Origin of the sequence: Acetobacterium carbinolicum (assembly GCF_047456275.1) — a bacterium.
In the GTDB taxonomy this organism is placed as follows: domain Bacteria; phylum Bacillota; class Clostridia; order Eubacteriales; family Eubacteriaceae; genus Acetobacterium; species Acetobacterium carbinolicum.
In genome coordinates this window covers 1,915,001-1,941,693 of record NZ_CP173357.1, presented here as the reverse complement: position 1 = coordinate 1,941,693, position 26,693 = coordinate 1,915,001, and the positions used below count along the sequence as shown (strand labels likewise).

The window sequence follows — 26,693 nt, the reverse complement described above, 5'->3', positions numbered from 1 at the left end:
CACTCCTCCTTACGTTAGCACATGCATCCGCCAGATTTCTCTGATCTGCTCTAAATATCCCGACACCTTTTCTAATCGCTCCTTTCTGATTTCCAACTCTATTTTAAAAACAAGGTTTTTTAATACCTCGATATTCATTTCTTCAAATATTCCTTTTAATTGATGGGCAATGACTTCCATCAGGATCAGGTTTTCCTGCGCCAACAGCCGCTCAAGACTTTCAATCTTTTGAGTCACTTCCCACTTTTCTTTTTCGCCCGGAGTTAAATGCTCTGTCGAATTAGATTTGCTGATATTCCACTCTTTCTCGTAATAGCTACCTAAATTTACTACAGATCGCTTTGGGGCGGTTACTTTCAAATGGCCAAGGTATTTTTTTAAGAGCTGCTGCATTTGGTGTCGATCCAATGGTTTAGACAAATAGTCATCCATTCCACTTGCTTTAAAAATAGCTTCATCTCCTTTTAGCGCAAAGGCAGTTAAAGCAACTATTGGCGTTTCTCGATTAAGAGACTCTTCCAGTTCATTGGGCTTAAAATAGGGCTCTGTTGTTGTTTCCGTCCCTCGAATCAACTTGGTCGCTTTAATTCCATCCATTACAGGCATCTGCCCATCCATAAAAATAATATCATAATTATTTTTCGAAGCCGCTTTTACACCCTCAACACCGTTCCCCGCCACATCAACCACAGCACCGAAACTTTCAAGCATTTTTGCAATCACGATTTGATTGACCTGATCATCTTCAACGAGCAAAATCCGACTTCCCGCGAAACTATCCTCCCCATCCGTTTCGACGTCTGTTTCACCGGATTTTTTGGTGATGATCATCGGTAGAATAACGGAAAAGGTGCTCCCTACTCCGAGCTGACTGATGAACCTTACCTCTCCCCCCATCATCTCCAGGAGTTGCTTTGTAATCACCAGGCCTAATCCTGTTCCGCCATATTCCCGGGTATAGGAGCCATCAATCTGAGTAAAGCTCTGAAACAGCATCGGATAGTCTTTTTCATCGATTCCTATCCCGGTATCAGCTATCGTGATTTTCTGGACAATTTGATCCGTTTTACCCGGCAACGGTTCTTGGCTGACTGTGATTGTAACTGATCCTTGATTAGTGAATTTTATGGCATTGCTGATCAAATTATTTAAAATTTGTTTGAGTCGCATGCTGTCACTGATAACAAAATTTGAGATAATGTTCTCATAATTGACGGTCAAATCCAGGTATTTTTCAAGGGCATGTTTTTTGTGCGTTTTGACTGTCGATTCAACAAAAGACATTAAATTAAAACTCATTGGATTAATCATCAATTTTCCAGCTTCAATTTTTGCAAAATCTAAAATATCATTGATAATCGCAATCAGCGACGCCACACATCCTTTGGCAGTTCTCAGATTATCCTTTTGTTCCTCAGAAAGGGGTTCTAAAGCAGTGAGATCAATCATCCCGACAATGCCATTAAGTGGCGTCCGAATTTCATGGCTCATATTTGCTAAAAACTCGCTCTTGGCCCGATTGGCTTCTTCCGATCGTTCAATTGCTTGTTTAAGTTTAATTTCGGTTTTTTTCTTTTGATCAACATCTGAAGCAAGAACCGCCACATAACCAGATTCCGGACTGTATATTGAGCCTTCCACCCATTTTTCAAGGCGAATCATATAATACTCTTCAAGAGGTATATTTTCGCCATGGGTGAGAACCTCTCGGAATCTTTTAAAAAGTCCCAAGCTTTCTTTGGTTTCAAGAAATCCCATTTCTGACAATTTGTGGCCGATTACCTCATCCCGATTGACACCAAACAATTCTTCAGTTGCCAGATTCATCTCCACCAGTTCCGCATCAATTAGGTTTCGGTCATTGTCGTAAAGGGCTTTAAAGTATGAGATGCTACTGTCCATGTATTTAAACAGCGAAAAATATTTTTTCTGACTCTTAGTAAAAAGCTCTTCTGCAAAACGTTCATCGTGAATGTCTAAAAATAACCCAATCATCCCTGCATATTCTTGATTTTTATCGTAAAAAGGCCGTCCCATGCCTCGAAAGATACGATAGGTATTGTTTGGTGCTAATAGTTCTAGTTCGATATTAAAGTTGCATTTTTCTTTTAGGGAACGTTTTAACGTATTGATAAAGCGTTTATGATCGTCAGTTTTCATATGACTTTTCAGGTTCTTCAGAAAAAAGTCTCGGGATATATTCATGAAAGCTTTAAACGTTTGATTAATAAAATCACAGCGTTGATCACGATCAATACGGTAAATCATGACCGGCAAACTATCTAAAATAGAGAGGCTGGCTTCCCGCGCTTCTTTTAAACCTTTCTCATAATAATACTGTTCAGTCATATCTTCCAGAGTGATGATATACTCGGAATAATTGGCTGAGATAATTGGCATCACACTCAAATTTAAATACCGGGTATCTTCGATCCCATGGTTTATAAAATTCACTTTAATGGATCTGTCTCTGATTATTTTCTTTTCTTCCAAAACGCGGGTCACTATTTTTCTAAAATGGCAAAATTCACAATTCTTAGAATAACCACACCCCCCATTAAAACTGAAAACGCATCCCAACGCATCGCCGAACTGCCTGCCAATAACATTTTTCATGTCAAGATTAAAGGTTTTGAAAAAGGCCCGATTAGCCCGGGTTATTAACAACTTCTCATCGACAACCAGCATACTGGTTGGCAACAGATCAAACATCGTTTTCAAATTATTGCGCTCGTTTTTAATGGTTATTTCGGCCTCGATAATTCTGGAGATATCCCGAAATACGACTACCCTGCCTATATAATCCCCACTATCCGAAAGAAGTGGGGACAATCGGGCAGACAGATAGCACTTTGTACCATCCGATTTTAAATAATAGGATCGTCCTGGTAAACCAACACTATCCGCCATTTCTCCCTTTTTGGCATTTGTCCAGAACTGGATCGGCATATCCTGCCCATCCCGAAATAGTTTAAAAACCTCCAAAAAAGGCTTGTCCAAAATTTCTGCTAGACTCAAGCCAAGTATATTCAATGCTTCGGCATTGGCAAAATCCATGCGGTCATCCATATTACAAGTGATGATAGCATCCCCGGCGCTGTTCAGGGTTGATACCAGCCAAGCTTTATCTTTATTTATAATTTGCTGTCTCATTTCATCCATTCGATTTCTCCAGGTTAATATAGTTTAGGCCCTTACTTACGTTTGTCAGAGGTGTTAATATTTTCCATACTCGTCATCACTCAATATGATGCTTTTCGCAGGTGGCGCTTGGCTAGACTGACCAGATCGTTTATTGACTGCCTGACGGTTCTGCTCTTTCATGTTTTCAAACATCCGCATCATTTCCGGACTCAAGTTTTCATAAGCTTCGGTTCCCATGAAGCCTCCCCGTTTTAGTTTAAACCGGGCAACTTGCTCTTTTAGCATTTCCGCCTGACTTGCCAATTCTTCGCTGGCGGCGGCCGTTTCCTGAGAAGTTGCCGAAGTAGATTGAACCACATTAGCGATCTGGGCAATTCCCTGATTAATTTGTTCGACACCGATCGCCTGTTCATTAGAGGCAACCGATATATTACTGATTAGACCATAGACCTTTTCGATCGAATCAACTATCGAAACAAGAGCAGTAGCAGTTTCATTAGCAATTTTAGTGCCACCCTCAACTTTTTTAATGGAGCCTTCAATAAGGGCAGTGGTTTCTTTTGCAGCACTGGCTGATCGGGCGGCCAGATTTCGCACCTCTACAGCAACTACAGCAAAACCCTTTCCGTTTTGACCAGCTTTAGCCGCTTCAACGGCTGCGTTAAGTGCCAAAATATTGGTCTGAAAGGCAATTTCATCAATTACCTTAATGATCTTAGAAATGTTGTTGGACGATTCGCTGATGTCTTCCATCGAACCTAGCATCTGTTGCATTCGACTATTCCCCTGGTTGGCGTTGTCTTTGGTATTTTCTGCCAACTGGTTGGCCTGATCTGCATTTTCTGCATTAAGTCGGGTCTGGGAAGCAATTTCTTCAATAGATGCCGTAAGTTCCTCGATGGAACTAGCCTGTTCAGTGGCCCCCTGTGATAACGAAATACTGGAATCCGAGACCTGTCTCGAGCCCGATGCCACTTGTTCAGTGGCTTCATTAATGTTAACCATCACCTCATTAATATTAGCCGACATCCGATTAAAAGCCCCGGCCAGATCACCCATTTCGTCCTTAGAACTGATATCGATAGAGACATCCAAATCACCATCTGCAATCCGTTTTGATGCAGCCACCATTTTATAGATCGGTTTTTTGATGGTTGAAGCAATAAAAACACCCAAGAGTATCGACAGAATCATCCCCACAATGATTAAAGCAATCGTTATAAGTGTGGAGGTGTTGGCTATAGCAGAATTACCGGCCGCGGTTTCACCTGCAACCTGTAGTTTTATTTCAATCATTCGACCAAAATCGTTTTCGATCTGGGCTGTTGCGCTGGCATAGTCACCGTTTTTTTGTAAGGCAATCGCTTCAGCCTGCTTACCCTGTTTGGCAAGGGCCGTGATCTCAGTTACCGCCTTATCCATTTTTTCTTTTTGGGCAAAGGTTTCTTCCACCAGTTTTGCACCTTCTTCTGAAAACAGGGTTGTCTGAAAGCTCTTTAAATTTGTATCAAATACTGTGTTTTCTTTTTGAATAGCAGCTTCGATTTGGGAGATTTCTTCACTGTTAGTGGATAAGATGATACCATTCACATCCTTACTGATTCCTTTAAGAGCTTGGGTCATAAATATCATTTCACCCAAGGGTACTGTCATCTTTTCATAAAGATAATTATCCTGCCGATCCACTGTCTTAATGCTGATTACTCCCATCACGCCAATCCCACCGGCAATCATTGCCACCACAATAAAACCAAGAATCAACTTTGTTCCAATTTTCAAATTATAAAACCATCTCATCTCTTAGTCCTCTTCTTTCTCATTCTCTAAAATTTCGATTTCCTGATTGGATAACAATTTGTCACAGTCGATAAGTAGCTTGACTTCATTTTTCACTTTACCAATGCTTTTAATAAATTGGTTGGAGATTCCAGAACTAAGCATGGGTTGTTGAATGACATCTGCGTCTTCAAAAGAAATCACCTCAGATACACTGTCCACAATCAATCCCACCGTGTTTTCTTCAACATCAATAACAATCACACAGGACCGTTCATCATATTCTACAAATTCCTTTTGAAACCGTAGCCGCATATCCATTAACGGAATAATGCGTCCCCTTAGATTAAAGATACCCCGAACGTAATCAGGTAGCTCTGGAACTTCTGTAAATGGTAAAATGCCAATAATTTCAGTAACATAGCCAATCCACACCCCATAATATTCATTGGCCAGTTCAAAAGTTAGATACATTCCTTGATGCTCATCTTCCTGATCAATCTCTTCGGTAATGTCTCTTCCCATTTCTTCAACTCCCCTCTATATTAACTCATAAACGATGACTTATTGGACCCGCAAACTGGTGAGGTTACTGATATCCATAATCAGACTAATATTGCCATCTGGTAGGAGAGTACAGCCAGCCAACCCAAGAATTTTCTTCATTGAGTTCACATAATTTGGTAAAGCTTTTACTACCACCTGCTGCTGTCCTAGCAGTTCATCGGCAAAGACACAGATTACCTTTTCCTCCTGCTCCACCATTATTAAAATACCCTTAGTTAAATCAGTTTCGGCATTTTTTATATGATAGTGCTTATGGAGCCGCAAAATCGGATAACACTGTCCGCGGATCATTACCATTTCATTGTTATCCGGATCGCTCATGCAATCCTTTACATCAGGGCGGAAAGATTCAGCAATCGTAGTTATGGGGATGGTGTATCGGGATTTACCCACCCGGATATTCATCCCTTCCACAATCGCCAGGGTCAACGGGATTTTCAGAGTGATGGTGGTGCCGTGGTCAATTTCACTGTCAACCAATACGGCTCCGCCGACGGCCTCTAAATTTTTTGTAACCACATCCATGCCGACGCCCCGACCCGAAAATTCAGTGATGTTCTCCTTGGTGGAAAACCCCGGTAGAAGGATCAGTTTAAAAATCTCCCGGTCACTCATTTCTGCTTCTGGTTTAGTTAGCAGTTCATTTTGACGCGCTTTTTCCAGGATACGTTCTTTATTTAAACCCCGACCGTCATCTTTTATAACGATGAGCACATCACTACCCACGTTTTTAGCCTCAAGAGTAATGTGTCCTACTTTTTCTTTACCTTTTACCAATCGTTCTTCTTCTGGCTCGATGCCATGATCAATGGCATTCCGAATGATGTGCATCAGAGGATCGGAGATATGCTCAATGATATTTTTATCGACTTCGGTTTCTTCTCCATAAAGATCCAGCACCACTTCCCGGTCCAGTTTTTTACACATATCCCGGACAATTCGATTCATTTTTACAAAGGTAGTTGATAGCTGTACCATTCGGATCGACATCACCATATCCTGAAGTTCCGCCGTAATCTTGTGAAGCTCGATAGTAGCCTTGCGAAAATTCTCTGATTGGATGGCTTCCACCTCGGGACACTGCGTTACCATGGATTCGGTGATCATCAATTCTCCTACTAAATTCATCAGGTTATCCAACTTTTCAACATTGACACTAATCATTTTCTGAGCGGCGCAGGTATTGCTTTTCTGTGTATCCACAGTAGTCGCAATAGTTGGACCTAAACTTTCAGGCACACAAATCTCACTTTCTGGAAGTGTAAAGTTTTTATTTGTCATCTCGTCTTGTTGTATGTTACGGAATGGGTCCAATCGAACTTCATCAATTTCTCGCAAGAGAAGCTGCTCGATATAGATGATGCTTTCAAAGTGAGTCTTGATCTCCTCGTAATTCATTTCTGTTTTGAAGAATACTTCAAATCCGTTTTCCCGAATATAAACTGCCGTTTCTGGATTTTCAGCAATATCTGATGGCGAATAGTAAATCTCTTCGACCATTTCACCTAGCCCAAAAACCAGGGTATAAGCCCGGATATTTTCCATTTTGCAATCATCTTCATAATGAATAATCGCCTGATAACATGAACTCTCAGAACCGGAGCTCAATTCGTTCGTTGATCGGTCTTCTTCAAATAGCAAGCCCTGGTTTTTCTCCTGAGCAATATAATACTGTTGTTTTTTTTGATGATTCTTGTTTTGGGTATCTTCCTCACCAAAAATCTTTCTTAATTCATTCAGAAATACATTCAACTCTTCTATCAGAAATGCCGGATTGCCATCAGCATCATTATGACTCGCAATTTTATTAATCTCTTCTTTTATAAAATCCACACATTTCAGCACCAGATCAGATACCGCTGAAAAATCCAGTCCTTCGGGCTTCTGTTCCCTGATAAAATAAAATATATCTTCCATAACATGTGCCACTGTTTCGATGTTGTCAAATAGCATCATGGCCGATGATCCCTTGATGGTATGCATAAACCGGAAGATTTCACTGACATCGTCCGGTGTAAATCCTCCGCTTTTTTCACTGCTTATAATAACCTGCTCCAGCTGCTCGAGATTCTGGGTCGTTTCAAAGATGTAAACTTCCATCATTGGTTCATTTTCAAAATTTCTTGTCACCGTCGTCACCTCTCACAAATCGGGTTTTATAAACTACTTTGACATCTTTCATATGTACAAACGATATGTCCTAAAGTTATAAATTGTAAACAAATATAATTTTAAAACCGAATCGATTCTTCTTGTTAGCACCAATAACGATCATTTTAACCTAGTACACGTTTATTCTTTTTTTATACACCAATTTATTCATTTTAAACAAAAAAAAAGATCTCGTCTTAAATGTTTCATATTTTTCCTCGATATCATTTATATATCATACAATATGACATATAATCATCTTTTTCTAACCCCGAAAACCAGTTTTACAGTTGTTTCTTAAAAAAAGTTTACCTACATACTCTTCATAAATAAATAATCGGAAAAAACGCCTTTTTAATAATTAGATACATACTACTTAATTAATAGCTGCTCTTTTATTAGGAACTTTACTCTACCGACTAGTTTTTAACTAATTCCGTTAACATATTTTCCATTTGCTGTAAAAAATCAATAACACTACAAATAATGCTGGATTTTTTACTCATTTTAATATTCAGATTATCTATTTTTTCGCCAAAAGAATCGACCACTTGAGAAATAGCTCCAAAGCCTACGGCTGCACCATTAATTCGATCACTGGTAGCATCAATCCCTTTAATTATCTGTTTGCTGAAATTTTTTACTTCGTCAGTGCATTCATTGACTTGTTCGATATTGCTTTTAACATCATTAACCTTTTGCAGATTAGTGATGCTCGCCGATTTTGAAGCCTGTATTTCGGCATTAACATCTTTGACGCTTTTAAACAGTACTTTGACACTGTCATCAATGCCATCCACAAGTTCTTTTGTGGACGTCGATAAGACCCGCATTTGCTGAGCGACAACTGCAAAAGCCCGACCGGCCTCTCCCGCTCGTTCCGCTTCAATATAGGCATTGAAGGCCAGTAGATTGGATTGCATGGCAATACCATTGATGCCGTTGGACATGTTTTTAATATTTGAAAAGTCCTTTTCCAATTGCATAAATACATTGCCAATGGTATCTAATTGTTCATTAGTATACAAAATGTTGTTTGCCAGTTCGGTTACATTTGCTTCGGTCTGATTAATCACTGTATCGGAACTATCGATAACTTTATTAATCTGACTGGCATAGGAGCTGAAATTTTTAAAATCATCATTGATGGTAATGGTCATTTCACTGATATTGGCAATTTGCGAGTAGGTATGGGCAACATCATCCAAATAGTTTGAAACCTCAACTTCTTCCTCCATCAACTGTTCAATTTTTCCTTCAATATGCTTAACACCAAACTGAATGCTCTTTTCCATGGTTTTATCGATACTTGTACCTTTTGTCCGACTATTTTCTAACTCGTTCATCTCTCGCACCTCTATTCAAATACAGCCAGAACCATGGTCTGGTTAAAATGCTGTTCATTTAGCTGTTCACCATAACCCGCAAAACCTACATAATTACCCAGAGCACTTCCTACTCTGGTTGCAAACGCATTTAAATCACCATTGGATTCAAAGAGTATGGAACGAGCCAGACAATTGACCATCAACGTCAAACTGGGTCGATTGCATTCTCTGTTGACTTGATCCAAGGTTTTCTGTAGCACCGTTTTGTAATCATCGGGTTCCAGCAAAACCATCTGCGAATTATTATAAACTCGGGCATGATACTCCATCCCACTACCATTAACAACCTGGTTGTTGGCAACAATAAACATCTCATTTCCGATGATTCGTCCTAATGGATAACTGTCCAAATATTTTGGCAACTCGCCGATGGTGACACCCAGTGCAGTAGCCATCACCTTGGCAGCCGGCTTGTTGTCATATTCATAGACGACCCTTTTTTTCACATCAACCTTCGTTGATTTAAAATAATGTTGGGTCGGTTTGTAAATGTTTTCCCGGTATAATCTGATCTTTCCACCCAGATTTTCAATAATCACAAAAACACAGGCATTCTGATAGGTTTCTCCATTTAATGCGACAATTGTTTTTTCAGCCCGTCCCCGATCCCCGGAGGAACCGCCAAAAACAGGAATCTTTTTTTTCGACAGTACTGCATTGAGAGTGGACAAAACCAATTCTTCACAGCTAATCAGAGCACTGGAAAACTCTAGACAGATGGTATTCTCTGGTTTTTTAAATCGGTCCGCAGTTTTTTCTACCTGATCCACATATTTAAGGGGATACTTGTCAGCATCTTTCAAAAGGCTGGCTTCACATTGAATGCCATCTTCAAAACCAATGACCATCAAAGTATCTTTATAGGCGCCTTCTTTGCAAAATGCTGCAAAAGTTGTGGCTCCCATTGAAATAGCCTCCGGAAAGCTAGTCTTTATTTTGCATGCATAATGTGCAAAATCATCCACACCGGAAAAAAACAAAACTAACTTTGGGTTTTTCAGATGCGCAGTTGCCTCACGCATAGCTATATCTGGATTACTGTTATTGCTTTTTCCAATTTTGTAATTCATCGTTACTCCCTTTCGCAGAATTTAAAGGTCAATCATTTTAAATACTAGGGATAATATTACACTACCGGAAAACTTAATTCAATCTAACTTTTGTAAAGTTTTTTTAAAAAACAAAAAACTCAATCAATCGAGATTCGGTCCAATCTCTAATTAATTGAGTTTTACTTTTTTAAATTATGGGTCCGTCTCACCATCAACCTGTTGATCTGACTATTTTTTTAGACTGACGTGTCTTGACGTGGTTCGAGTTACCATTGTTGATAATGATTTATCTCCTTGCTGCGTAGCCAAACGACCCTATTATTATACCTTTACATCAAAATTTGCATTTTCTTGTTGAGCGGTATCTACTACCGCAGTAGATTTTTGTGTGTTTGAGATAGCTCCGTTTTTAATTGCCTGTCTGGCTTCAATATAGGCATCATAATAAATAAACTTCAACTCATCCGATTTCGTATTTTCAGTTTTTTGATGAACGGTTCTGCCTACTAGCATCCTCCTCATTTTTATCATAAGACTTTCCTCATACTACACTGTAATAATAAATTTATTCCTTGTTTAATTCATTATCAATCCATCTTTTAACTTCTAAAATGTATAAAAGTGTAACTGCCCAATAAACAGGATTATTAAGACCTGTTGTTAGATTTTTACCAATTCCCATTAAATAAAACTCACTTAAATGTATACAGCTATAGACTGCGAAAATTATTGCCAAACATCTAGTTCTTTTATCTAGAGCAATCAAAGCAAATATACCAATTATACTTCCAAGAACAACACCTAAACTTAATACACTAATATCATCCGTCAAACCCCCTATAATAATCGAAAACGCTAAATAAAGTGAGAACCCTCCTAAAAACGTAATTATTTTTTTCCTTGAAGTACCTTTTATATCTAAGTATTTATAAAAACTAATCCACGCAAAAATCAAAAACACCATTGTAAATGATTTAATTGAGCTCATCACCATTAACAAATTATTTCCCATTACATCTGAAATACTAATTTCCACAATGTTTGGATTATTAACGTAATAATATATTCCGATAATGAATGAAATAACAGCGATTAAATAGGTTAGCCCATACAATAGTTCAAATCTTCTAAAGTTTTTTTCCATCGTATCCTTAGATTTTGAAAATCCTCTTAACGCTATAATACTTGCAATTAAAAATAAGGCACCTTCAATACACATATCAACTAGCCCTGTTCTAGTTGTTGATAATAGAACTATATAACCAACTGCTGAAACAATAATTACTAATAAGAAAATTATCCAATATCCATTTATCCATTTTTTCATTTTATTTACCTCCTATGATATAATTCAGCTCATTTATGACCATCAGTCATATGACTCGTAGTCATAATACCATTTATATATATTTTTTTCAACTATTTAAAACGCTCTACTTGGCAATATTTTTGTGCTTTGTTTTCAATAAAGGACAATTTTTTATATAACAAGTCAACTTTATGTTGGCTTGTTTTTATGGCCAAAATCGAAAGGCAGAAAAAGCAGGTGGATATTACGGGGTGGCGTGGATCAAACGCATAAGTCCCGGGCTTCCGTTTCTGTTCGTTTGATCAGCAACCATTCATTGAGGATCAGGAGGGTGTATTTCTGATAGTGTCTGATCGTTTCTCTAAACTTGCCCTCACCCCAGGCAACGGCCAGTTCGGCCAGTAGTTCCGGTAGACGGATCGTTTGTGGCGTAGTAGTGTTTGCAGCCTTTCATTCCTTGAGAACAGGCAATGTCAGACTTATCGGTACCCGTTGCACCGGCAATAATAATATTATGTGCTCTCTGGATATATTCACAGGTTGACAGGCGATCAATCAGCTTTTTATTGAGTTTTCGACCCGCCTGATAATTAATGTCATTCACATTTGCCTGCGACTGATCAAAGCCAGCTTTTCTGATCAGTCGCTGCAGTCGGTTATTTTTGCGGTTGGTGTATTCCCGATCAGCCATCAGACCGAACCGGTCTTAAAAATGAATAAGTCTGAAAACAAGAAAGGCACTCTACAAAATTTAATTGTAGGGAGCCTTTTTTTCGTTTTTATATCTACAGGTAAAGTAGAATTAAGATTCATTTCAGTTTCTTACTGTCATTATTCCAGACGCTCAAAAATACGATAGCATAAGTAGGTCAAATAAAGAGACGGTATTTTTTTTGCCCAAAATCCCAATCTTTCAATTTCATATACACCGATTCAGGCGTAAAATATTTATCTTTATCCTGTTTATTTCTTATCAGGGTTATCATTATAATCCATGCCTGCTTTTATCGGCGCAAGCAAAAGCAGCGGGGCATCGCACAGGCACCAGCTAAAAACATCCACACCCGCTCCGCCAAAATGCTTAGGTACGTTGGTCAGAGACTGATAAATGCCGTGCTCGTCTTGATGCTTAAGAATTTCATCAACTGCCATTTTTATTTCAGGTACTTCCATATCGAATCCGAGATCTAGAAGAAACATGCGCTTGTGTATCGGCAAATCAGGATTTTTATGATTTGTCACCAGATTCCCGTGAAAATTCGCAACACTAGAAAGATGTTTTTGAATACGACCATCCACTAATACTACATTTCTGCATAAATCGAGCAATTGATATCTATAAGAATAATTTATTTATCTATGGTACTCCGATGGGATTGCCTTCCTTCTGAATTGTTTGCACTGCTATCCCGCCTAATAGCTATAGATTCTTCTGTCGGCTGCGGAGATTCCATTACATTAGAGGAAACGGGTATTTTCGATTTCTTACGAACAGAAATTATACTTTCTTAGATAAATTAAATCCTACGTTATCCAAGGAAGAAAAACATAAGCTGTATCTTGAAAATTTTTCTGTTAATACTTTTATTACTGGATCAAATGCTATTACAATGGACGGAAAAATTTTTAATATAGATGGAAATGGCAGTCGTGTAGCCCCGATGCTTTATGGTCCCAAGCAGGTGATTATTGTGGTTGATTTTAATTACTATGAATAATTTTCATTATAAGTTTTCTATGAACCGATAAGGACAAATTGTAATAAAAACAAGCTTTGGTTATGATGGGTAAAGCGATGGTGTAAGTACAAATAAGATATGATTGGCTTGATCTCCCTTGTTTAGAAATCGATGTTTTACATTAGGAGGAATACGAACAACATCTCCCTCCTCCAGAAAATATTCAACTCCTTCTAATTCAACATAGGTCTCTCCCTTCATGACAACCGCAATTTCTTCCTTGTCCATATGAGAATAGTGACTTTCTGTCGTATTGGCATGAGCATTCAAATCCATCATTAAAAGTTCAATATGTGCCTTCATAAAATCTGGAGTTAACACGTCATAAACAATATGATCACTGTTTTCTCTGTAAACTTTCTTTCGATCTTTCTTTTTAGAAATTAAAGATTTTGTATCAATTTCATTGATAAAAAGTGTATAAAGCGGTACATTAAGGGCTTTTGCAATAAGTTCCAATACACTTAGTGACGGATTTGCCTGTCCTCGCTCAATCTGGCTTATAAGGGATGTACTTATTCCTGCAAAATCTGCAAACTCACGTATTGTCATTCCTTTTTTCTTCCTGTAATTCAAAACTGTTTGCCCCAGACGATTTGAATTCATAATAATCTCCCATCCATAATAATAAGTTTTTTCTTTCACTTGTATTAACATAATGTATAAAGCAAATAGAGCTTTAATTAACAATGACAATAGACTATAATAATCTTATACATTATATTATACCATGTATTTTATATTTAACAAGAGCAAGGAGGTATCTGATACCCTGATGCAGTCAAGAATTATTCAATATTTTTCTTTAATTTTAGGAGTTTTTGCTTTATCCACTTCAGCTATATTTGTAAAATTAGCTGATGCTCCTTCTTCTATCACTGCTTTTTACCGACTTTTTTTTGCAGCATTGATACTCTTGCCACTTTTATTATTCGAAAAAGGAAATCGGCAAGCTCTGCTCTCGTTGACTAAGAAGCAATTGGGATTAGGACTCTTATCAGGGTTATTTCTAGCAATACACTATGTTTTATGGTTTGAATCCCTGAACTACACATCTGTCGCAAGTTCAACCGTTATTGTCACATTACAGCCTCTTTTTTCATTTGTTGGAGGACATTTCTTATTTAAGGAACGCTTCGGCAAGGGAGCAATCGCCAGCTGTTTTGTATCCTTAATTGGTTGTTTCATCATTGGCTGGGGAGACTTTGGAGTCAGTTATCAAGCTTTATTTGGTGATGTGCTTGCCTTCATAGCCGCTGGTGTCATAACTGCCTATTTTTTTATTGGGCAGCACATACGAAAAAAATTGTCTGTCATTCCTTATTCAATATTAGGATATTCATGCAGTGCATTTTTTTTAGCGATATATACGTTTAGCCAGCATGTATCTTTCATTGACTATCCTCTATACACATGGAAATCCTTTATCGGATTAGCCTTAATTGCTACTATTTTGGGGCAAATGATTTTTAATTGGCTTCTTAAATGGTTGAGCGTATCAGCCATATCAATGAGTATTTTAGGTGAAACAGTTGGTACTTGTATCCTTGCTTATTTCATTTTGGGCGAAGTTATCTCATTGCGACAGGGGGCAGGTATAACAATTACATTAGTTGGACTCGCCTTGTTTTTATTTCTCCAAAATAACGCTCGCGCAGAATGCTAACTTGGAGAGTTATATGTGATTATCTCATTTAACAATTAACTTGTGTTCGTTTAACGATATGATTTATTTACCATTCGCGTCATGTCATATTTAATAATTGGAGGTATTTAATAATGGAAAAAATTAATATTGAAGAAAAGCTTAGCCTTTTTAATGAATATTGGAGTCCCAAAATTATCGGTGAAGTTAACGAGTCCTACGTAAAATTAGCCAAACTGAAAGGTGATTTTATATGGCACACTCATGAAAATGAGGATGAAATGTTTTATGTACTGAAAGGCGTATTAACCGTTAAGTTTAGAGAAAAAGATGTACAACTCAATAAAGGTGAATGTATTATAATCCCAAGAGGAATCGAGCATATGCCTGTTGCTGAAGAAGAAGTTTATGTAATGCTTATAGAGTCGAAGATTACTTTAAATACAGGAAATGTTGTAAATGAAAGAACGGTAGAAAAGCTAAAGAAAATCTAAAACTAAAAGGTTATGTTTTCAAAACGAAAAACATAACCTCAATATCATTTATAAAACTCTGGTCTGCGCAATCTGAAGTATGGATTTTTTTTGCGTATATCATTACTTTGACTTAAATCAATATCCGCATACATTATCTGTTCTTGCCTATCTGCCTTGGTTACAATATTTCCGTTAGGGTTAACAACTATAGACTGCCCAATAAAATTCATGTTGTCTTCTTGCCCTACTCGATTGCACATTGCAATAAATACACTGCTTTGTATAGCCTGCACACGCAATTCCCATTCAAATAATTCTAATGGTTCACCTTCCGTATTTGCAGTGGGAATAAGTATTAAGTCAGCACCCATCGCAACACAAGTACGAATGCTTTCTGGCAGATGTCTGTCAAAGCAAATGACAACTCCAATTTTTCCAAATGGTGTTTTATAAACTTTAAAGCCGTCATTCGAGGGATTATAATAATCCTGTTCATAGAAATACTGCCCTTGAGTAATGTGCACCATCTTAGAAACTCCTTGAATTTCACCACCTGCACTAATCATCAGTGAAGCATCATAATAACTATTTTCCTCTTTTAGGTAAAAATTAGGAGATATGATGATTTCCAATTCTTTACTTTTATCAGCTAATTCCTTAATGAAACTATGGTCTATAGTAAGTGCATATTTTTTCATATCCAATCCTTCATATTGAGGAAAGAACGGGGAAAATTGCAGTTCTGGAAAAAAAATCAAATCCGCCTTATTTAAAGCAGCTTGTTCCGTTGCTTGCAGAGCTACTTGTAAATTATAATCACTATTTTTCTGCATTCTCATTTGCGCTAATGCAATTTTCATTTTTTTTTACACCTCCAGATTGTAAATGCGCTTTTGTAGCTACCAAAAAAGCTCCAAACTCTGACTTATATTAACTTCTTATAACCACTCCACTCAGGATTCAAGCAATACCCTTTTCCATCAGGAATTAAATGAATATAGACGATCTTCCCATCTGCAAATTTCAAATGATTCTCAACCTTAAAAATACTGTCAACATGACTATCATACAAATTTATTAGCAACTCTTTTTTCGCTTTCTCTTTTGCTTCTTTTTCCGTTTCTGCCACAAAAAATCCATACTCATGTTGTTCTCCAAAAGTTTCCTTTAAGTAACCACCCATATTTACAAAAAACAGATTAAGTTCTGTATTTTGCGGATAATCTTCAATCTGAATAGCACACCCATCTGCACCTATAAGTGCTTTATATTCATCTAGGTGCAAATGTTCTCCATACCAGCCTTCTTTAAGAATGTCATACGTATTTTCTATGCAATCTGCTATAATCAGTTGTACATCATGTACTTCAATATTCGCTTTGTTAATACTTCCACCAATTCCAATCACAAATAACTTTTTCATATATATAGCCATTCCTTTCGTTTCACTCAAGGCACAAAACGTCCTGAAACGTCTTGCCTTTAAGTTTTGTTTTAATTATTGTATAGCCATAGGGATAACCGCAAACTACAAATCACGTGGAGGTGAGTAGGCTGCTCCATTCTGGAGTGACTGCATTTATATATGTGTGGATTGCCTTTCCAAGCACAAATAAGTATGACTTTGAGCACGTAGACTTATCTTTGTATAAACATGACTCGTTTTATAGCTGGGCAATCAGTCAATGCTGTCTATCCCTTTAAATCAATGAAAGGGGTTTTTTCTATGGCTTTAAAAATCGTTTATCAAATTTGTTGTGGTATTGATGTTCATAAAACTTTTGTGGTCGCCTGCATTGCTTCAACCAACAACACTATCACCACTTACAAACGCCATCGCTTTTCGACCTATACCAAAGGACTTAAAGAGCTGTCACAATGGCTTTGCGAAAACAACTGCAGGGACGTTTGCATGGAATCAACCGGAAAATACTGGATTCCGGTTTTCAATATCCTTGAAACAACCTGCAACATCACCCTGGCTCACCCTAAATATGTAAAGGCAATTCGGGGCAAAAAAACGGATAAAAAGGATGCTCAATGGATTGCGGATCTCTTTAAACATGATCTGGTGGCTGGCAGTTTTATGCCACCGCTGGCGATCCGTCAACTTCGAGATCTAATGCGGTATCGGTTTAAGCTCACTAATTTCAGATCCAGCGAGAAAAACAGATTCCAGAATTCGTTGACGGTATCCAATATACAGCTTGGCAATGTTGTTTCCGATACCTTCGGCAAAAGTTCCATGGCAATCATTGAACAGCTTCTCAACAACCCTCCCGATCAATCGTTGGATATCTCTTCTCTCATTCACGGTTCCATGAAGAAAAAAATTCCGGAACTGGAGATGGCGATTGATGGCTTTTTCACCCCTGAACAGGCCGCCAAACTACGGATTATCAAACAGCACTATGATGATCTCAAAGACCGCAAATCCGATCTTGAAGATCTTATCCTTTGTCTTTCCTTGCCCTACGCAGAAAAAATAAATCTGATCTTAACTGTTCCGTCTTTTAAAAACATCTTTTCAGCGATTACAATTATCTCTGAAATCGGTGCTGATATGGACGTGTTCCCGACAGCTAAGCATTTATGCTCCTGGGCAGGGCTGACACCCACGAATAACGAAAGTGCCGGAAAGAAAAAGTCTGTCAGGATTTCAAGAGCCGGTTGCTATTTAAAACCGCTTCTGGTTCAATGCGCAACCGCCGTTGTCAAAAGCGAGAAGCATCCTGAAATCCGTAACCGTACTTAAAGATTAAAAAACGTCGCGGCCATAAACGGGCGATTATTGCCGTTGCCCGGATGCTCTTGACCGCTATTTATATGATCCTGAAAAAGAGCGAACCATACAATGCTGAGTTATATAAAAAATCGAATGTTCTTCCAGTTAGCCGTGAAATCACGGTTGAACAGGCGATTGCCTTAGCTAAATCTCAAGGTTATCAGATCCTAACTGGCACCTGATCGTTCGACTAATACTTTTTTTCAACCATTGTTAATTAGCAAATTATAGGAGTCCCAAAAGTCCTGATTTAATCAAATTATTCCAGCTAAACCCGGCTTTTCAATTATGGTATAATGATTAATCATTAGTCACTTTAAGGAAGCACAAACCATGGTTTATCTGGAACACTTTTCTGACCACCCGCTGGATTATATCAACGAATTCTACACCGCTGAAAAAGTTCGCATCGACAGCTGTCCTCATTGTCATTCGTGCAGGCGGCTTCATCTTCATGGTATCTATCACCGGCATGTGATCTGGTATGAGGATGTCTTCGCCATTCCGGTCCAACGCCATTACTGTATTCATTGCGGCAAGACAGTGAGTATTCTGCCTTCTTTTTGCCATCCCGGGTTTCAGCTGGCCCTTCCATTTCTGCTGGAACTGCTTTGGGCCTTTTTAAACAGGATTCCTTCAGCCTGCGCTTTAGCGCATCAGCATCGGCACTTTATCACCCGGCGTTTCCTTTTTTGTCTGAACCGGCTGATTGAGTATTTTCGCATCTGTCATGATCCTTTAATCGTCTTTCCTGATTTTGGGCATAAAAAAGCCATAAAGCTTCTTGAAATGGTCTACTCGGTGGGGAAGCCCCACATCTTCGGCAAAAGATATCACGATCATTTTAAGATAGGATTTATGGCACTTTAATTGTACCATCCTTCCCTATTTTTTTGAAGAACTATTTGTCCCACAGAGCTTTTGCTTTGCCTTTTATCGATTGATCCGTTATTCTCTGATTATCTGGTTTTATGGATCCTTAAAACCTCAACTCATTAAAATCGGAGGTTTTTACAATGACTGAAAAAGACAAAGAATTGATTGCTTTATTTCGCTATGGCCTGATTGCGCCGTTACTTACGGATACCATCACGAACCACACGGCTTATCTGGATGAGGTCAGTGCCAAAACCCATGATGTCCCGCATTATGGCATCCGCACCTACAACCGTAAAACCCTGCTGGAATGGCACCGTTTGTACCGGCGCCATGGTTTTGATGCGCTTAAGCCCAAGGTTCGGACGGACAAGGGTTCGTCCCGGGCGTTACCGGCAGAATCGGCCAGACTACTCCTTACGCTGCGAACGGAAAACATCCATTTATCAGTGAAGTTGTTCCATGAGTGGCTCATTCATGAAGGCCACTTCACCAGCTCTGACTGTTCCTATTCGACGGTGTATCGGCTGCTCAAAAAACATCAACTGTTAAAGCCATCCCAGGCGGATACATCTGACCGCCGCCGGTTTGCCCATATTGATATCAACACCCTATGGCAGACCGATGTTTCCCATGGCCCGTATCTGACTCTTAACGGTAAAAAACGCAAAACCTATCTGATCGCTTTTATCGATGATGCTTCCCGGCGGATTACCGGGGCTCAGTTCATGCTGGCTGAGAAGAATGAAGATCTCCTTCATGTCCTTAAATCGGCTTTACTTACCTGTGGTAAGCCCACCATGCTTTATGCGGATAATGGCAAGATTTTCCGTTCCCACCAACTGAATACTTCCTGTGCCACCCTGGGTATTGCCTTGGTCAACACCAAGCCTTATGATCCCAAAAGCAAGGGCAAAATCGAGCGCTTTTTCAAAACCGTCCGCAGCCGTTTCTATCCACTTTTGACGGATGCTGACTTGATGGATCTGGAGGTCCTCAACCAACGCTTTGAGGCCTGGCTGGCTCGGGATTATCATCATAAGGTTCATTCGAGTCTCAATGAAGCGCCGATGGTCTTTTATATGCGGGGGAGTGACCGGATTAAGCATTTCTCTGATCCCCGAATTATTGATGAAGCCTTTCTGATCCGGGTGACCAGAAAGGTCAAGTCGGATGCCACCATTTCGCTGCACAACGCCCTTTTCGAAGCGTCGCCGATGTTTATTGGTAAGAGCGTGGATATCCGTTATCCCAATGAATATCCGGATGAAATCTATATTTATGAAAACAGTGTCCGGATTCTTACCTGCAAAAAAGTCATCATGACGGACAACGCCATTGCCAAACGCAATAACAATGCTATCAGCTACAGCGCGTTAGGCGGTGTTCCTCATGTATAAATCATTTTTCGGGTTCCAGCAGGCGCCCTTTGACAAGGGCATTGATTCATCGATGCTCTTTCAATCTGAAGCTTACAAGGAAGTTTTAGCCCGACTGGATTATCTCAAAACCACCCGCGGTTTTGGTCTGATTACTGGGGACCCCGGGGTTGGTAAAACATCGACCCTGCGGGTCTTTGCCGACAGTTTGAATCCGTCGTTATATAAGGTCATGTATTTCCCGATGTCTTCCGGGACAACCATGGATTTTTACCGGGGTCTGGCGTTTTCGCTTGGGGAACAGCCAAAATTTCGAAAAGTGGAGCTGTTTTTTCAGATTCAGAACGCCATTACGGATCTTTATGATAAACGCCGCATCACGCCGGTCTTTATCCTGGATGAGATGCAGTCGGCTTCAGCCCAGTTTCTTCACGATCTGAGCATCATTTTTAACTTTGACATGGATAAACGTAATCCTTTTATTCTGATTCTCACCGGTTTACCGACGCTGGCCAACCGACTGGCCTTAAACCAGAACCGGTCGCTTGATCAGCGGCTGGTGACCCGGTTTCATTTCTCGCCGCTTACACCGGATGAGGTTCGGGATTATATCAAACACCGGTTTAAGCATGCCGGTGTTTCACGGAATCTGATCAACGAGAATGCTTATGAAGCCATTTCATCATCCACTGGTGGTTATCCGCGATTAGTCGGTAATCTGGTTACCCAGTGTCTGATTCTTGCCTTTCAAAAACAAACAGATCTTATTGATGAAGAGATTGTTTTTGCCGCTTCTGCGGATGCTGGGATTTAACGCCTGACGGCGTTATTTCCCTTTTTTTCTGGAGAAATAAAGCGTGATTATGTGATTAAAAAACTGAAACACACTTTTTAACCCGCCATTATTTTCACAGTCTTTCGAACATTTCGATCCGTTTTATTGTGATTAAACCAGTCCGAAATAATGTGAAAATTTACACCATCTCTTGATGGTTTCTTTGCTATGCTCAAAATTAGGTGAGCTTAATACTTAAAATGTTTCAGACTTTTCCTCCTGCTATTACGCTTTAGCAAACTCAAAATTTTCTTCGTCATTTTACCATAACTTTAGTTTACTCCAAGTGTTTTATTCGTAAATTCCTTTGCCTTAACTGCACGATACTGTTTAAAATTTTTACCCGGAATGATTACTGCATTAACTGGGCAAAAGCTCAGGCATCGCATGCATAACTCGCACGAGTTGTGCCATTCTGGATACTCTTTCATATCGATATTGTTCACGGGACACAGCTTTGAACATAGACCGCATTTAATGCATTTGTCCTTTTCGACAGCAATTTTTCGTCCTTCAGCCAGATTTATCCGTTGCATCACAAAATTATTGCAACAGATATGATACAGTCCTTTTGAAAGAAATGGAATGCGCCTCCAAGAAGTATTACCTTCAATAAGATTCTCTGTATATTCGCTGGCTTTTCTAAGACCATTAGTTATTTTTTTCTCATTCTCTTCCTCATTGATCTGCTTGGGAAGCCAGTTATTAGGCATCACAATCTCACAGGCACCGATACAGTCATATCCCTTTTCTGCTAGAACTTTTTTCAGTGGTCCCACAATAGCACCAGAAAAAGCCATCATGGTATCCACCATAAAGACAGGTGTTCTCTCAGCCCTTGGTAGTGCTTTTAGGAAATTCCATACAAATGGCAATGTAGATTGGAAAGCAACCGGAAAGGCAATCCCAAAAGGGGTAGAGATGTCTATTTTCTTTGGATCAGTATCTTCAATTTTATAAAGCTTAACCTGTATTCCTTTTGCGGAAAAGGTTTTTATCATTTCTTTCACTACCAACAACGTATTTCCGGTTCCTGAATAGTAATAAAAATTGATGTGTGTTCCTAACATATTTTATTCCCTTCTATTCAATGAATACGATAAGAAGCATATCTAGCATCTGGCATATTTACATTAAATCTTAATCATGGACCAAAGATTTTGGGCAATTTTTTTTCCATTCATAATAAGTGATGATTCGGTGCCAGTAACTGCACAAGCAAACATAAGCCCTTCCACAAGTACGGCAATCTGAAGTGCGAAAAAATGCTGATCAATATCTTTTTTTACTTCGCCCTTTTCTTGTGCTTCCTTAAATTTTTCTTCGATTAATGGAATGTTGCCGAAAATATAGTCAGCCACCTTTGTTTTAAATTCTGGGAATTTTTTAATAGAATCAATTAAAACAAGATAAGTATCACTGCTGACATTGTTGTAATATTTGCTGTAGGAAAAATAATCAGAATAATCAAAGGAATTTTGTATCAGTTCTTTTATATTTTTTGAAGAAGTATTTTTTTCATCACTCCATTTCTTAATTTCTTCCATTATTACTTGGATTGCCTGGCAAAAAATCTCATCCTTACTTTTAAAATGATGGTAAAACGCACCTTTAGTAATATTGCAGGTATTTGTTATATCATTAATGCTTGTATTGTCATATCCCTTCTCTATAAACATTACGACTGCCTGTTGCAATAACTGTTCCTTTGTTTTCATATTCGTTTTCTCCTTTATCAAAACATACTAAACGGATGGTATGTTTTTTAAAGTATACTAATCTTATAATAGATTGTCAAGGATATACATATGTAATTTCGCAGCTTACTTATATGGGCAGTGTTATATTTCCTACGATATTCATAACCAATCTTTATGGAATCTTCAATTTCATTAAATAATAATAATTGTTCTAATTGCGTATTTTCTACTTCAATCAATTTATTTCTCCTAGTTCTCGCAGTTTGATGTATATATTAAGAACTTTATATTATTTTTTGTAAGCGTTATACGCCTTATTTAATACTTCCCACGCAATTTCAATGTCTTTTTCCTCTGTCCTCCAATTACTGATAGCTGCCCGTATTCCAGGTGTTCCTTGATAGATTGTTTGGGTAAAAAACGCCCTGCCATCTTCGTTTACTAAATTCAAAAACTGCTGTATATTCTCTAATTTCATCGCAACTTCACCAAAATTAATGGTAAAGCAAACAACATTTAATCTGGTCGTTGACAGTAATTTAAAATTCTTCGACTCATGAATTTTTTCACTTAACAATTGCGCTAATTCGCAATCTCTCTCAATGATCTCCTGATATCCGTTTTGCCCATATGCCTTTATTGTAAACCATGCCGGAAGCGCTCTTAACCTCCTTGAATTTTCCGGAACCAAATGAACAAAGTCAGGTGTTTCAGAAATATCGCCTAAGTATACGGCATTATTTTGAAAAACCTGAAGCTGAAGTTCGGGATGTTTTGTGAATTGCATGGCACTATCGTAGGGAACATTGAGCCATTTGTGCGCATCTATCGTAATGGAATCGGCTTCTTCCATTCCTTCTACAAAGTGCTTGTATTTTGAAGAACAAGAAGCAAAACCGCCAAAGGCTCCATCTACATGGAGAAAGAAATTATATTTTTTCTTTAGCTCTCCAATCTGTTTTAAATCATCAAAATCAACCGTATTCACTGTTCCTGCATTTGCTACAATAATACATGGTTCCCCGTTCAATTGCTTTAAGTAATTTTCTAATGCTTCGATATCGATTGCCTCTCTTCCAGCGATTGTTGGAATGTAATGCATATGATTTCTTCCCATACCCAACATGGACATCACTTTTAAAATACTTGAATGAGGTGTGGCACTCACAATCTGAATCGGTGGGATTGAGTACAGTCCGTCTAAGGATAGATGAATGCCTAATTGATTGGCTACCCACTGCCTGCCAATTGCCAATCCTACAAAATTAGCCATGGTAGCGCCTGTTACAAATGCTCCTGAAAATTGTTCTGGTAATCCGAAAAGCTGCTTTAATAAATTTATGGTTTCTTCTTCAATTTTTGCTGCACTTGAATGATCACAAGCTGTAGCATTTTGATCAAATGTGCTCACTAACCAGTCTCCCATTAAAGCCGCCGGAGTTGCCCCTCCCGTTACAAAACCAAAATACCTTGATCCCCCACTTGAAACGATACCCTTATAAAATCTTTGCATAAACTCTTCTAATGTGTTTTCACCGCCTAATCCATTTTTGTTTAATTGTGAAGGCGAATAAATGTTGCTCCTATCTGGAAACGCTGGTATTTTATTAATGTTTTCTAAGAAATCAAATGAGTAGTTCTTTACTTTTTCTAATAAAGTATTAATATTAGTTAAATCATTTTCTAAATTTTTATCCATTGATATGCTCCTTCTAAATTTTCATGCTTGACATTGTTATAGCGTGTTATAATATATTTACTACACATCGTCTATAACAGTCAACAGCAGACTATAACACTTAGGGAGTACAAAATGGAAATTAAAATAGCTTTAGATAGAAATACAAATATATCTTTATCCAAACAAATTTATCAGTCCATTGCTGATCGCATATCCTCCGGTTTATTAGAAAAAGGCTCCCGCTTGCCTTCTGTCAGAAGCCTTTCAAAAACACTAAATGTAAGTATGGTTACCGTTTCCAAGGCATATGCAATGCTTGCGGATGATCACATTATTTCTACCATACAAGGAAAAGGTACTTTTGTTCAAACAGAAAAAATAAGGAATCATAATGATCATGACACTGATTTAACTTCTCTAAATTGGCAGCTTTCTATCCCTGATCACCTTCCAAGAGCCCAATTTTGGTGGCAAAATATTAGTTTAGCAACAAAATCACAAATATGGTTGTCAGCCGCCTCAGTTCACAGTTCCTTACTTCCTGAACACCTTATTTCCAGATATATATCATCCTTCATCTTAAAAAATCCAGGTATCCTTTCAGAATATGGACCTGTTCAAGGAGATTTAGAATTTCGTTCTGCCATAGCTGATTATTTGATTTCCAGCGATATTTCACTATCTAAAAATGAAATTATTATAACGAATGGTTCGCAACAAGCGATTAATTTAGTTGCCAGAACATTTATAGGTGCAGGTGATATTGTGGTGATGGAAGCGCCAACCTATACGGCTGCTATTGATGTTTTCCGCTGGCAAGGCGCTACTATTTTATCTATTCCTGTTGATAAAGATGGAATGCGAATCGATTTACTTTTACGGTTATGTGATACTTATACTCCAAAATTAATTTATACTATACCGACCTACCATAACCCAACCGGAACCGTGATGAGTATGCAAAGAAGAAAAGAATTAATTGAAATTGCGAAAGACTTTAATTGTTTAATTGTTGAGGATGATCCCTGGCGTGAAATTTCGTTTGAAAAGAATCCTTTACCTGCATTAAAAAGTATGGATACCGATGGTCATGTCATATATATAAAAGGATTTAGTAAATTTCTATCCCCTGGTTGCAGAATCGGTACTTTAGCAGCATCAGGTACAATACTAAATAGACTCATTGCAGCTAAGTCTAATTCTGATCTTGGTAGTCCATTATTAACTCAAAAAGCGTTATTACCTTTTGTTCAATTGGACTTCATGAAAAAGCATTTAAAAAGTATGAATCATATTTTATATAATAGGCGTAATTTAATTTTAAAGCTTCTTAAAAAACACATGCCCAATACTGTTGAATGGAGTTCGCCAATGGGAGGTCTAAATATTTGGCTCACTCTTCCATCATGGCTAAGTGCAGAGAGTCTTGTTTTTGAGGCTCAAAATAACAATATTGCCTTTCTTGCCGGGTCAACCTGTTATGCAAGCGAGCCAGAATTTAATCATATACGTCTGAGCTTTTCTTCTTTGGATCAAGAACAATTAGAAAATGGCATTATTACTTTAGGTAAAATTATATTCTCATTTAGTGATAAAAAGAATGCGGAAGACGGTCCTATTATTTGATGGCTTGTACTAAATCTTTACTTAGGATCTTCTTCTGAGGATGATTTTTTCTATATATTTAGATACTCTATTTGTTCTTTCTCTATTATTTTAGAGTGAGTTATTCATAGTATAAAAAAAGAAAAAGCCCAGTTACACCGGGCTTTCCACACATCGTTTATTTTTCTTTTGACATCAATACTACCGTCTCAACGTGAATTTTTAGGCTATTTCACATTTTTTAAAACACAGTAGAAACGCTGTATTTAAGAAGGTTTGACGTCTATTCTATCCTCTCGATATATAAAATTCAATTAGGCTATTTTGTATTATTACTTCTTAGCGCTATATTTTTTGCTTTTTCTCTTGGTTCCATTTTCGCCCTTTGTCACATTACTTCTGCGCTGTTTCTCAATCTGCACCGCTTGAAATATTTCCTTGGATATAATCGCCGGATTGTTATTCTCTGACAGGTAGTATGATTCATGCTTCCCATCATCCAGCAGACGTACATTTCCTTTGTATTTTTCATTACTGAGCATTACGTCAATTGTTCTCTTAGGCCATGTAGCATTTCCTGTAGGA

General features: G+C 38.2%; 25 protein-coding genes (1 of these 25 cut by a window edge). 8 read left to right on the top strand and 17 right to left on the bottom strand.

Annotated elements, in window-relative coordinates:
• Window positions 1-9: 9 nt before the first annotated feature.
• From ACIZ62_RS08940 to ACIZ62_RS08895, 10 genes are all read right to left on the bottom strand, one after another.
• A complete protein-coding gene (locus tag ACIZ62_RS08940; protein ID WP_414151785.1) occupies window positions 10-3,162 on the bottom strand; it encodes an ATP-binding protein in 3,153 nt (1,050 codons plus the stop codon).
• 54 nt (window positions 3,163-3,216) lie between these two features.
• Window positions 3,217-4,941, bottom strand: a complete 1,725-nt coding sequence (locus ACIZ62_RS08935; protein WP_414151784.1) for a methyl-accepting chemotaxis protein — start codon at window positions 4,939-4,941, stop codon at window positions 3,217-3,219.
• Between the two features lie 3 nt (window positions 4,942-4,944).
• Window positions 4,945-5,445, bottom strand: a complete 501-nt coding sequence (locus tag ACIZ62_RS08930; protein ID WP_414151783.1) for a chemotaxis protein CheW — start codon at window positions 5,443-5,445, stop codon at window positions 4,945-4,947.
• A gap of 39 nt (window positions 5,446-5,484) precedes the next feature.
• Window positions 5,485-7,617, bottom strand: a complete 2,133-nt coding sequence (locus ACIZ62_RS08925) for a chemotaxis protein CheW (RefSeq protein WP_414151782.1) — start codon at window positions 7,615-7,617, stop codon at window positions 5,485-5,487.
• Window positions 7,618-8,057: 440 nt separating this feature from the next.
• Window positions 8,058-8,984 carry a methyl-accepting chemotaxis protein gene (locus ACIZ62_RS08920; protein WP_414151781.1) on the bottom strand — a complete coding sequence of 309 codons (927 nt, stop codon included), beginning with the start codon at window positions 8,982-8,984 and terminating at the stop codon, window positions 8,058-8,060.
• A gap of 11 nt (window positions 8,985-8,995) precedes the next feature.
• Window positions 8,996-10,048: an FIST signal transduction protein gene (locus ACIZ62_RS08915; protein WP_414151851.1), complete on the bottom strand. Its 1,053-nt coding sequence runs from the start codon at window positions 10,046-10,048 to the stop codon at window positions 8,996-8,998.
• 351 nt (window positions 10,049-10,399) lie between these two features.
• A complete protein-coding gene (locus ACIZ62_RS08910; RefSeq protein ID WP_414151780.1) occupies window positions 10,400-10,591 on the bottom strand; it encodes a hypothetical protein in 192 nt (63 codons plus the stop codon).
• 52 nt (window positions 10,592-10,643) lie between these two features.
• Entirely contained in the window at window positions 10,644-11,405 is a 762-nt protein-coding gene (locus ACIZ62_RS08905; RefSeq protein ID WP_414151779.1) for a hypothetical protein, read from the bottom strand.
• Window positions 11,406-11,760: 355 nt separating this feature from the next.
• Window positions 11,761-12,078, bottom strand: coding sequence for an ATP-binding protein (locus tag ACIZ62_RS08900; protein WP_414151778.1), 318 nt, complete (start codon window positions 12,076-12,078; stop codon window positions 11,761-11,763).
• A gap of 272 nt (window positions 12,079-12,350) precedes the next feature.
• Window positions 12,351-12,686 (bottom strand): hypothetical protein, encoded by a 336-nt coding sequence (locus ACIZ62_RS08895; RefSeq protein ID WP_414151777.1) that lies wholly within the window; start codon window positions 12,684-12,686, stop codon window positions 12,351-12,353.
• Window positions 12,687-12,778: 92 nt separating this feature from the next.
• On the opposite strand from ACIZ62_RS08895, the gene ACIZ62_RS08890 reads away from it, so the two are divergent.
• The gene (locus ACIZ62_RS08890) at window positions 12,779-13,105 is read left to right on the top strand and encodes an LUD domain-containing protein (RefSeq protein ID WP_414151850.1); all 327 of its coding nucleotides are present in this window, start codon (window positions 12,779-12,781) and stop codon (window positions 13,103-13,105) included.
• 60 nt (window positions 13,106-13,165) lie between these two features.
• Here the strand turns inward: ACIZ62_RS08890 and ACIZ62_RS08885 are convergent, their stop codons facing one another.
• The gene (locus ACIZ62_RS08885; RefSeq protein WP_414151776.1) at window positions 13,166-13,732 is read right to left on the bottom strand and encodes a helix-turn-helix domain-containing protein; all 567 of its coding nucleotides are present in this window, start codon (window positions 13,730-13,732) and stop codon (window positions 13,166-13,168) included.
• Between the two features lie 169 nt (window positions 13,733-13,901).
• Here ACIZ62_RS08885 and ACIZ62_RS08880 point away from each other — a divergent pair, with 169 nt between their 5' ends.
• Together ACIZ62_RS08880 and ACIZ62_RS08875 are read left to right on the top strand one after the other, a co-directional pair.
• On the top strand, window positions 13,902-14,792 hold the full coding sequence (locus ACIZ62_RS08880; protein WP_414151775.1) for a DMT family transporter: 891 nt from the start codon (window positions 13,902-13,904) through the stop codon (window positions 14,790-14,792).
• A gap of 113 nt (window positions 14,793-14,905) precedes the next feature.
• Complete coding sequence (locus ACIZ62_RS08875; protein WP_414151774.1) at window positions 14,906-15,265, top strand: cupin domain-containing protein; 360 nt, start codon at window positions 14,906-14,908, stop codon at window positions 15,263-15,265.
• A gap of 44 nt (window positions 15,266-15,309) precedes the next feature.
• Here ACIZ62_RS08875 and ACIZ62_RS08870 read toward each other — a convergent pair whose 3' ends face one another.
• Window positions 15,310-16,107, bottom strand: a complete 798-nt coding sequence (locus tag ACIZ62_RS08870; RefSeq protein ID WP_414151773.1) for a carbon-nitrogen hydrolase family protein — start codon at window positions 16,105-16,107, stop codon at window positions 15,310-15,312.
• Window positions 16,108-16,172: 65 nt separating this feature from the next.
• On the bottom strand, window positions 16,173-16,700 hold the full coding sequence (locus ACIZ62_RS08865) for a DUF1543 domain-containing protein (RefSeq protein WP_414151772.1): 528 nt from the start codon (window positions 16,698-16,700) through the stop codon (window positions 16,173-16,175).
• 201 nt (window positions 16,701-16,901) lie between these two features.
• On the opposite strand from ACIZ62_RS08865, the gene ACIZ62_RS08860 reads away from it, so the two are divergent.
• The 4 genes from ACIZ62_RS08860 (at window position 16,902) to ACIZ62_RS08845 (ending at window position 21,101) form a co-directional block, all read left to right on the top strand.
• Window positions 16,902-18,002, top strand: a complete 1,101-nt coding sequence (locus ACIZ62_RS08860) for an IS110 family transposase (RefSeq protein WP_414151771.1) — start codon at window positions 16,902-16,904, stop codon at window positions 18,000-18,002.
• A 363-nt stretch (window positions 18,003-18,365) separates the two neighbouring features.
• Window positions 18,366-18,902 (top strand): transposase, encoded by a 537-nt coding sequence (locus ACIZ62_RS08855; protein ID WP_414150291.1) that lies wholly within the window; start codon window positions 18,366-18,368, stop codon window positions 18,900-18,902.
• Between the two features lie 146 nt (window positions 18,903-19,048).
• The gene (locus ACIZ62_RS08850; protein ID WP_414150292.1) at window positions 19,049-20,308 is read left to right on the top strand and encodes a DDE-type integrase/transposase/recombinase; all 1,260 of its coding nucleotides are present in this window, start codon (window positions 19,049-19,051) and stop codon (window positions 20,306-20,308) included.
• The gene (locus ACIZ62_RS08845) at window positions 20,301-21,101 is read left to right on the top strand and encodes an ExeA family protein (RefSeq protein WP_414150293.1); all 801 of its coding nucleotides are present in this window, start codon (window positions 20,301-20,303) and stop codon (window positions 21,099-21,101) included. The genes ACIZ62_RS08850 and ACIZ62_RS08845 overlap by 8 nt, the downstream gene beginning before the upstream one ends.
• 293 nt (window positions 21,102-21,394) lie before the next feature.
• Here the strand turns inward: ACIZ62_RS08845 and ACIZ62_RS08840 are convergent, their stop codons facing one another.
• From ACIZ62_RS08840 to ACIZ62_RS08830, 3 genes are all read right to left on the bottom strand, one after another.
• A complete protein-coding gene (locus tag ACIZ62_RS08840; RefSeq protein ID WP_414151770.1) occupies window positions 21,395-22,192 on the bottom strand; it encodes an EFR1 family ferrodoxin in 798 nt (265 codons plus the stop codon).
• 63 nt (window positions 22,193-22,255) lie between these two features.
• Entirely contained in the window at window positions 22,256-22,840 is a 585-nt protein-coding gene (locus ACIZ62_RS08835) for a TetR/AcrR family transcriptional regulator (RefSeq protein ID WP_414151769.1), read from the bottom strand.
• 271 nt (window positions 22,841-23,111) lie between these two features.
• Entirely contained in the window at window positions 23,112-24,521 is a 1,410-nt protein-coding gene (locus ACIZ62_RS08830; protein WP_414151768.1) for a pyridoxal phosphate-dependent decarboxylase family protein, read from the bottom strand.
• A 114-nt stretch (window positions 24,522-24,635) separates the two neighbouring features.
• Between ACIZ62_RS08830 and ACIZ62_RS08825 the strand changes: the two genes are divergently transcribed.
• On the top strand, window positions 24,636-26,129 hold the full coding sequence (locus tag ACIZ62_RS08825; protein ID WP_414151767.1) for a PLP-dependent aminotransferase family protein: 1,494 nt from the start codon (window positions 24,636-24,638) through the stop codon (window positions 26,127-26,129).
• Window positions 26,130-26,440: 311 nt separating this feature from the next.
• On the opposite strand, the gene ACIZ62_RS08820 is transcribed toward ACIZ62_RS08825, so the two are convergent.
• Window positions 26,441-26,693: the end of a recombinase family protein gene (locus ACIZ62_RS08820; protein ID WP_414151849.1), read on the bottom strand. 482 nt of this gene lie beyond the right edge of the window; only the last 253 of its 735 coding nucleotides appear in the window; its start codon lies off the right edge, out of view; it ends in the stop codon at window positions 26,441-26,443.